Source organism: Mesorhizobium sp. M5C.F.Ca.IN.020.29.1.1, from assembly GCF_003997375.1.
GTDB classification, from domain to species: domain Bacteria; phylum Pseudomonadota; class Alphaproteobacteria; order Rhizobiales; family Rhizobiaceae; genus Mesorhizobium; species Mesorhizobium wenxiniae.
In genome coordinates, this window is the sequence record NZ_RZSW01000338.1 from 1 (window position 1) to 6,817 (window position 6,817).

Annotated in this window: 4 protein-coding genes and 1 pseudogene; 3 read left to right on the forward strand and 2 right to left on the reverse strand. The window is 62.2% G+C overall.

Going from position 1 to position 6,817, the window contains the following annotated elements; translation table 11 throughout:
- The first annotated feature begins 7 nt into the window (after window positions 1-7).
- Entirely contained in the window at window positions 8-982 is a 975-nt protein-coding gene (locus tag EOA85_RS23285; protein WP_127211333.1) for an alpha/beta fold hydrolase, read from the forward strand.
- A gap of 101 nt (window positions 983-1,083) precedes the next feature.
- Here EOA85_RS23285 and EOA85_RS23290 read toward each other — a convergent pair whose 3' ends face one another.
- Entirely contained in the window at window positions 1,084-2,493 is a 1,410-nt protein-coding gene (locus tag EOA85_RS23290; RefSeq protein ID WP_127211330.1) for a DEAD/DEAH box helicase, read from the reverse strand.
- 387 nt (window positions 2,494-2,880) lie between these two features.
- Here EOA85_RS23290 and EOA85_RS23295 point away from each other — a divergent pair, with 387 nt between their 5' ends.
- Window positions 2,881-4,413: an acyl-CoA carboxylase subunit beta gene (locus EOA85_RS23295; protein WP_127211331.1), complete on the forward strand. Its 1,533-nt coding sequence runs from the start codon at window positions 2,881-2,883 to the stop codon at window positions 4,411-4,413.
- Between the two features lie 7 nt (window positions 4,414-4,420).
- On the forward strand, window positions 4,421-5,491 hold the full coding sequence (locus EOA85_RS23300) for a M48 family metallopeptidase (RefSeq protein ID WP_127211332.1): 1,071 nt from the start codon (window positions 4,421-4,423) through the stop codon (window positions 5,489-5,491).
- A gap of 34 nt (window positions 5,492-5,525) precedes the next feature.
- Here EOA85_RS23300 and EOA85_RS23305 read toward each other — a convergent pair.
- A pseudogene (locus EOA85_RS23305) lies at window positions 5,526-6,817 on the reverse strand (hypothetical protein); the annotation flags it as partial.

Genomic DNA, 6,817 nt, shown 5'->3' on the forward strand with positions numbered 1-6,817 from the left:
GTCTGCGATGGGGCGACGAATCGTGCTTGCAATGCTGGCTTTCACCCTCATTCTTGTCCTCGCCTTCGCGCTTGGCCCGCGCGTCCACGTCGACACCACGGTTCGCTTCGATTCTTCCCTGATCGGCGATGATCCGCAAGCCTATCTGGCACGCCGGGAGGCGGCCGTGCCTGATATCCGCGACGGACTTGAAAAGGAAATCATCTGGGCCAATCCGATGATTCATGCCAGGACGCCGCTGTCGATCGTCTACGTCCACGGCTTTTCGGCGTCGAAGGGCGAGGTTCGTCCGCTGCCCGACGAGGTGGCCGACCAGCTCGACGCCAACCTCTTCTACACCCGCCTCACCGGCCACGGACAGGGCGGTGCCGCGATGGCGGATGGCAGCGTCAACGCCTGGATCAACGACTATGCGGAAGCGCTCGCCATCGGCCGGGCGATCGGCGACAAGGTGATCGTCATCGCTACCTCGACCGGCGGCTCGCTGGCGGCCTGGGCTGCGACGCAGCCGGGCGCTTCAGACGGTGTTGCCGCAATCGCGTTCATCTCGCCGAATTTCGGCGTTAGGGCTTCGGGCGCCGAACTCCTGACCATGCCTTGGGGCAGAGGAATCGCCCAACTCTTCGCCGGCGAGGAGCGCAGCTTCCCGCCGCGCAACCCGCTGCACGAGAAATTCTGGACCTACCGCTATCCGATCGCCGCGACGCAACCGATGGCAGCGCTGACCGAGCTTGCCTATGGCGCGCCGGTGGAGAAGGCGAACATCCCCGCCCTGTTCATCTTTTCGGATTCGGACAGGATCGTGCGGTCAGACCGCACCCGCGAAATCGCCGGGCGCTGGGGCGCGGCGCACGAACTGGTGCCGGTCGAAGATGCCGGCGATCGGGACAACCACGTCATTGCAGGTGACGCACTGTCGCCAGCAACAACGGCTTTCCTCGCGCAGCGCATTGTCGTCTGGATTCAGGCGGTGGTGAAGTAGATCTCAGGCGAAAAAGGCGACCGAAGCATCGCTCCGATCGCCTTTTTCAGATCCCGCAAACCAAGCCGAGCCCGACAGGCCAGCCAGATGCAACTATAGGCTTACGCAGCTCGCGCCGCTGGCCGCTTGCCGCCGAAACGACGCTTGTTGTTGCCCTTGAAGGGCTTGGCGCCTTCCGGCTTGCGCTCGCCGACAAAGGCTGGCTTGTCGCCAAAACGCTTCTTGCCGAAGCCGTTGTTCTGGCCACCGGGACGCCTGCCGTCGCGACGGCTATTGCGGTCGTTGGCCGGCTCGAAGCTGCGCTCGTTCTTTTCGGCTGGATTGCGCTGCGGGTCGGGACTGCCGAGATGGTCGGCAACGACCGGCAGCTTGGTGCGGATAATGCGCTCGACCTGGCGCAGCTTGCTGTTCTCGGACGGGTCGCAAAGCGTGATGGCGATGCCGTCCATGCCGTTGCGGCCGGTGCGGCCGATGCGGTGGACATAGCTCTCCGCCTCGTCCGGCAGGTCGAAATTCACCACGTGGCTGATACCGGGCACGTCGATGCCGCGCGCCGCGATATCGGTCGCCACAAGAATGCGCACCGAACCCTCGCGGAAATCGTTGAGCGCCTTCTGGCGGGCGTTCTGCGACTTGTTGCCGTGGATGACGGCGGCCTTGAAGCCGTCGCGCTCGAGGTCCTTGGTCACCCTGTCGGCGCCATGCTTGGTGCGCGAAAAAATGATGACGGACTTCATCGCCTCGTCTGCGAGCATCGTCGACAGCACCTGGCGCTTCTGCTTGGTGCGGGCAAAGACGACGCCCTGCACGATCTCGGCCGCCGCTGTGCTCTGCGGCGCGACCTCGACGCGGATCGGATTCTTCAGCAGGCCTTTCGCCAGCTCGGCGATTTCATTCGGCATGGTCGCCGAGAACAGCACCGTCTGACGGTCCGGCGCGGTTGCCCTGGCGATGCGCTTGACGTCGTTGATGAAGCCCATGTCGAGCATGCGGTCGCCCTCGTCGAGCACCAGCCATTTGGTGTCGGCAAGCACGAGGTCGCCCTCGCGCACCAGGTCGGTCAACCGGCCAGGCGTGGCGATCAGGATGTCGACGCCGGGGGCAACCTTCTTCACCTGGCTGAAGCGCGAGACGCCGCCCAGCACCAGCGCGGTCGAGACATGCGCGCCCTTGGCCAGGATCTTGATGGTATCTTCGATCTGCACCGCCAGTTCGCGCGTCGGCGCGAGAATCAGCGCACGAGCGGTCTTCGGCCGGCGCTTGGTGCCGAGCGCGATGATCTTCGACAAGATCGGCAGCGCGAACGCCGCGGTCTTGCCCGAACCGGTCTGGGCGATGCCGAAAATGTCACGGCCTTCCAGCTGCGGCGGGATCGCCTGGGCCTGGATCGGCTTGGGATCAGTGAAGCCGGCGCCGTGGGTGGCCTTGAGCAGCGCGTCGGTAATTCCAAGTGCTGCGAAACCCGAAAGTTCCCCAGTGTCCTTACCGGCCAAAGTGTTTTCGTTGGTCAAAATATTCTTCTTTCACGCGGGTCCTGGCCGCAAACATCAGTGGCGGCAGGGCGCAACCTGCCGTCGAAAATTCTCATGGAACGACAAGGCGGCGGACATAATCGTCCGCGCGGCTGCGCTGTCGTGCCCGCATGCATCATGCCGCGGGGCTTTTTCGCCGCCTTGCCGATCTCGGAAAGAGGGAAAACAGACGCAACCAGTCTCATTCGTCGAGAAGGCCGGATACTCCCGGCCCAAGCGCCTATGTCGCCGCATATGGCCCAGTTCGCCGCGAAATGCAAGGGGCGTTATGTTGCAGCGCAGCGAAAGCCATGGCGAAGCGGCGCTTGCGCTGCCCTGCTGCCATGATTACCACAAATCAGGCTTTCCGTTTTTGGGGATCGAGCGATGAAGGACGTGCTGAAGGAACTCGAGCGCCGCCGCGACATGGCGCGCATGGGCGGCGGCCGGGCCCGCATCGACGCTCAGCACAAGAAGGGCAAGCTCACCGCGCGCGAACGCATCGACGTCTTTCTCGACGAGGGCTCGTTCGAGGAGTTCGACATGTATGTCGAGCACCGCTCGACCGATTTCGGCATGGAGAAGACCAAAATCGCCGGCGACGGCGTCGTCACCGGCTGGGGCACCGTCAATGGCCGCCCGGTCTATGTCTTCGCCAAGGACTTTACCGTGTTCGGCGGCTCGCTGTCCGAGGCCCACGCCGAAAAGGTGGTCAAGGTGCAGGAGATGGCGCTGCGCAACCGCGCACCGATCATCGGCCTCTACGACGCCGGCGGCGCCCGCATCCAGGAAGGCGTGTCAGCACTTGGCGGTTATGCCGAGATATTCCAGCGCAATGTGCTCGCCTCCGGCGTTATCCCGCAGATTTCACTGATCATGGGCCCTTGCGCCGGCGGCGACGTCTATTCGCCTGCCATGACCGACTTCATCTTCATGGTGCGCGACACGTCCTACATGTTCGTCACCGGGCCGGACGTGGTGAAGACGGTCACCAACGAAACGGTGACTGCCGAGAGCCTCGGCGGCGCCTCCGTCCACACGACCAAGTCCTCGATTGCCGATGGCGCCTACGACAATGACGTCGAGGCGTTGCTGCAGATGCGCCGGCTGGTCGATCTGCTGCCTGCCTCCAATACGGCTGATATCCCCGAGATCGAATGCTACCAGTCGGTCACCGATCACGATCTGTCGCTCGACCGGCTGATCCCCGACAACGCTAATAAACCCTACGACATCAAGGAGTTGATCCTTAAAGTTGCCGACGAGGGTGACTTCTTCGAGATCCAGCAGAGTTTTGCGAAAAACATCGTCACCGGCTTCGGCCGCGTCGAAGGCCGCACGGTGGGCTTCGTCGCCAACCAGCCGATGGTGCTGGCCGGCGTGCTCGATTCCGACGCCAGCCGCAAGGCGGCGCGATTCGTGCGCTTCTGCGACTGTTTCTCGATTCCGATCGTCACCTTTGTCGACGTTCCAGGCTTTCTGCCTGGCACCGCGCAGGAATATGGCGGGCTGATCAAGCACGGCGCCAAGCTTTTGTTCGCCTATGCCGAAGCGACCGTCCCGAAGATCACCGTCATCACCCGAAAGGCCTATGGCGGCGCTTATGACGTGATGGCGTCAAAGCATCTGCGCGGCGACATGAACTATGCCTGGCCGACGGCGCAGATCGCGGTGATGGGCGCCAGGGGCGCGGTCGAGATCATCTATCGCAAGGACATCGGCGATGCGAAGAAGATCGCAGCGCATACAAAGGCTTACGAGGATCGCTTCCTGTCGCCCTTCGTCGCCGCCGAGCGCGGCTATGTCGATGAGGTGATCATGCCGCATTCGACCCGCCGCCGCATTGCGCGCGCGCTCCGCATGCTGCGCAACAAGGATATGCAGAACCCCTGGAAGAAGCACGACAACATTCCGTTGTGAGACGCTGATGTCGCGCCTGGTCCTCTACACGGGAGAGCACTTCGGCAGGTTTGCCGTCCTGCTTTTTGTTCTGCCGCTTTTCTGCCCGGTGCTCCTCTGGCTGCTGCTCCTTGACCGGCATCCGCTCGCGGCTATCGCGGGCGGTGTTATTGCCGTACCGGCTGCAATGCTGGCTTTCGTTCTGTTAATTGGAGCATTGTTTGCCGGGTTTCGGGCTAGCAGGGTGGAAGGTATTACTCGGGACTCGGCGCCAAAATTGTGGGCAGTGTGGGAAAGCGTGGCTGGCAAACATCGCGCCAGCCAGACGACGATTGTGCTAAGCAGTGATGTGAACGCCAGCATTGGGGAAGAGCGCCCGTTTCTGGGTCTGCTTGGCCGTCGGGCGATCTTGACCGTCGGTATCCCGTTGCTTGCCGTGACCGACGAAAAGGCATTTTCGGCAATCCTTGCTCACGAAAACGCTCATCTGAAAAACAGGGACACAAACGGCGGTCTCAATCTTGCCGAGCTCGACAAAAGCTTCGATTTGATTTTCGAATATGCTCCTCCCGGAAAAACAGTTTCCGGCAGCCTGTTTTACTGGATGCTGGCTCCGCTGTCGTACTCTCTGGAACGCGAAGGAATACGGCTATCGCGACGAGCGGAAATCGATGCCGATCGTCATGCGGCAATGTCAGGCGATTCACACGAAGCGGCGCGCGCCCTGCTCCTGATCGCCGCAGCCGATAAGTTCTTCGATGATCGGGTTTACAATCCGCTCAAGCGTGAGTTGCTTGGCGCGATGGCACCGCCTCGCCCGCCGCTCGATAGAGTTCTGGCGGTGTGCAGCGACTTGTCGAGCACGAGCCTTCTGCAAGAATATGCACTGAAGGCCTGGGACGCCCCCGATAACGAGAAGGCGGACCATCCACCATGGTCGGAACGTCTGACTGCTCTTGGATATAGCTCCGTTCCAACGGTAGAGCCGGTTTTGGTTCCTGCCCTGTCGAGCCTGCTGAGCAATGAAATGGTCGCAGAGCGAGTTCGCCATTTCGACAGTGAATGGACATCGAAAATCGCCGATTATCTCGATCGGTAGGCAATCCATTTGGATTTTTGCGACGAGGTACCGGTCACTCCGCTTCCGCCGCGCCGAACCCCGCGCCCATCGTCGCGCGGACGGCGCCCAACCACGGCGTGGCATGATTGTCGATGCGCATCTGGAAGATAAAATAGGTCGGCGAGCAGAAGCCGATACCTTTCACCCTGGCGATACCAGGCGTATCGGGCGGTAGCGACTGGCACATATAATCCTCACGGCAGAAATGATCGGCCGAGCAGGCCGGCCGGTTGCCGCGGTTGACCGCGCCGCCTAGGCACTGGTCGAAATTGTTGGTCGCCACGCAAATGTCGAATTTTTTCCCGCCAACCAGCCCGCAGATCTCGTTCGGCATCGGCTTGCCCGGCTTGAAGGCGGCAAAGGCACGATCCTTGTCGTCGCAGCCGCGATAGGCAATGCCGGCCGGCACGCCGATCTTCGGCGGCCGGCAGGTGTAGGCGGCGCGCGAAATGTCGGTCGCGAAGGCCGCGAACTGGCCTGATATGCTGTAGCGGTCATTGAAAGGCTGCCCCGGGTTGCTGGTGATCGAGCCGGTCAGACATGGATGGCCGGAAAACATCTTTTCGCTGTCCTTGGGCAACAAGCATTGCGCCTGCTTCGTCCGCACGCCCGATGCAGTCGCCAGCACCGTGCAGACGGTGCCGCCGCCGCATTGCCAGGTCGTGCCGAAGCCGGCCGCATCCTCCGGCATCAGACACGGCATCGCCACCTCGGCCGGCAGATAGGCGACTTCGCCGGCATCCTGCCATGCGGCCGGGGGCGCGAAGGACAATGGGCGGAATCGGTTCGGGTCCTTGCCCTCTGCGGTCGCGCGCAGCCAGGCCTCGCGTCGCGGCATCTCGGCATGAAGATGCGGCGAGATACCGACCTCGATGCGGTTCAGCGGCGAGGTCGTCTTGTCATCGGGGCCGATGAAATGGAAACCAGCGGTCGAACCAGCTTGATGACAACCCTGGCAGGCGCCATTGTCGAGCCGCTCGACCAGCGCTTCCGGCGTGCGCACCAGCTTCAGCGCGGAATAGTCGAGCCCAGAAAAATCCGCGGGCTGGAATAGCGGCGTGAACGGGTGATTGGCCTGCCTTGCGCTGCCGAAAGTCGACCACGAGATGACCTTCTTCGCCAGGAAGTCATGCGGGATTTCGTAGACACCGAGATCAATCGCCGCGAGATTGGCGCTGATATAGTCGGCAAGTTTTGCTTTCAGAGCGGCGTCTTCCGAGAGCAGCGCCACATCCGGCGTGTTTTCCAGCGGCTTTTCGCTGACCATCTCTCCATCGATACCGAAAATCCGCATGAGATAGGCGG

Bases quoted from the DNA above. Each gene is read 5' to 3' on its own strand.
- EOA85_RS23300 (WP_127211332.1), top strand. From the start codon at position 4,421: ATGTCGCGCCTGGTCCTCTACACGGGAGAGCACTTCGGCAGGTTTGCC.
- EOA85_RS23285 (WP_127211333.1), top strand. From the start codon at position 8: ATGGGGCGACGAATCGTGCTTGCAATGCTGGCTTTCACCCTCATTCTT.
- EOA85_RS23295 (WP_127211331.1), top strand. From the start codon at position 2,881: ATGAAGGACGTGCTGAAGGAACTCGAGCGCCGCCGCGACATGGCGCGC.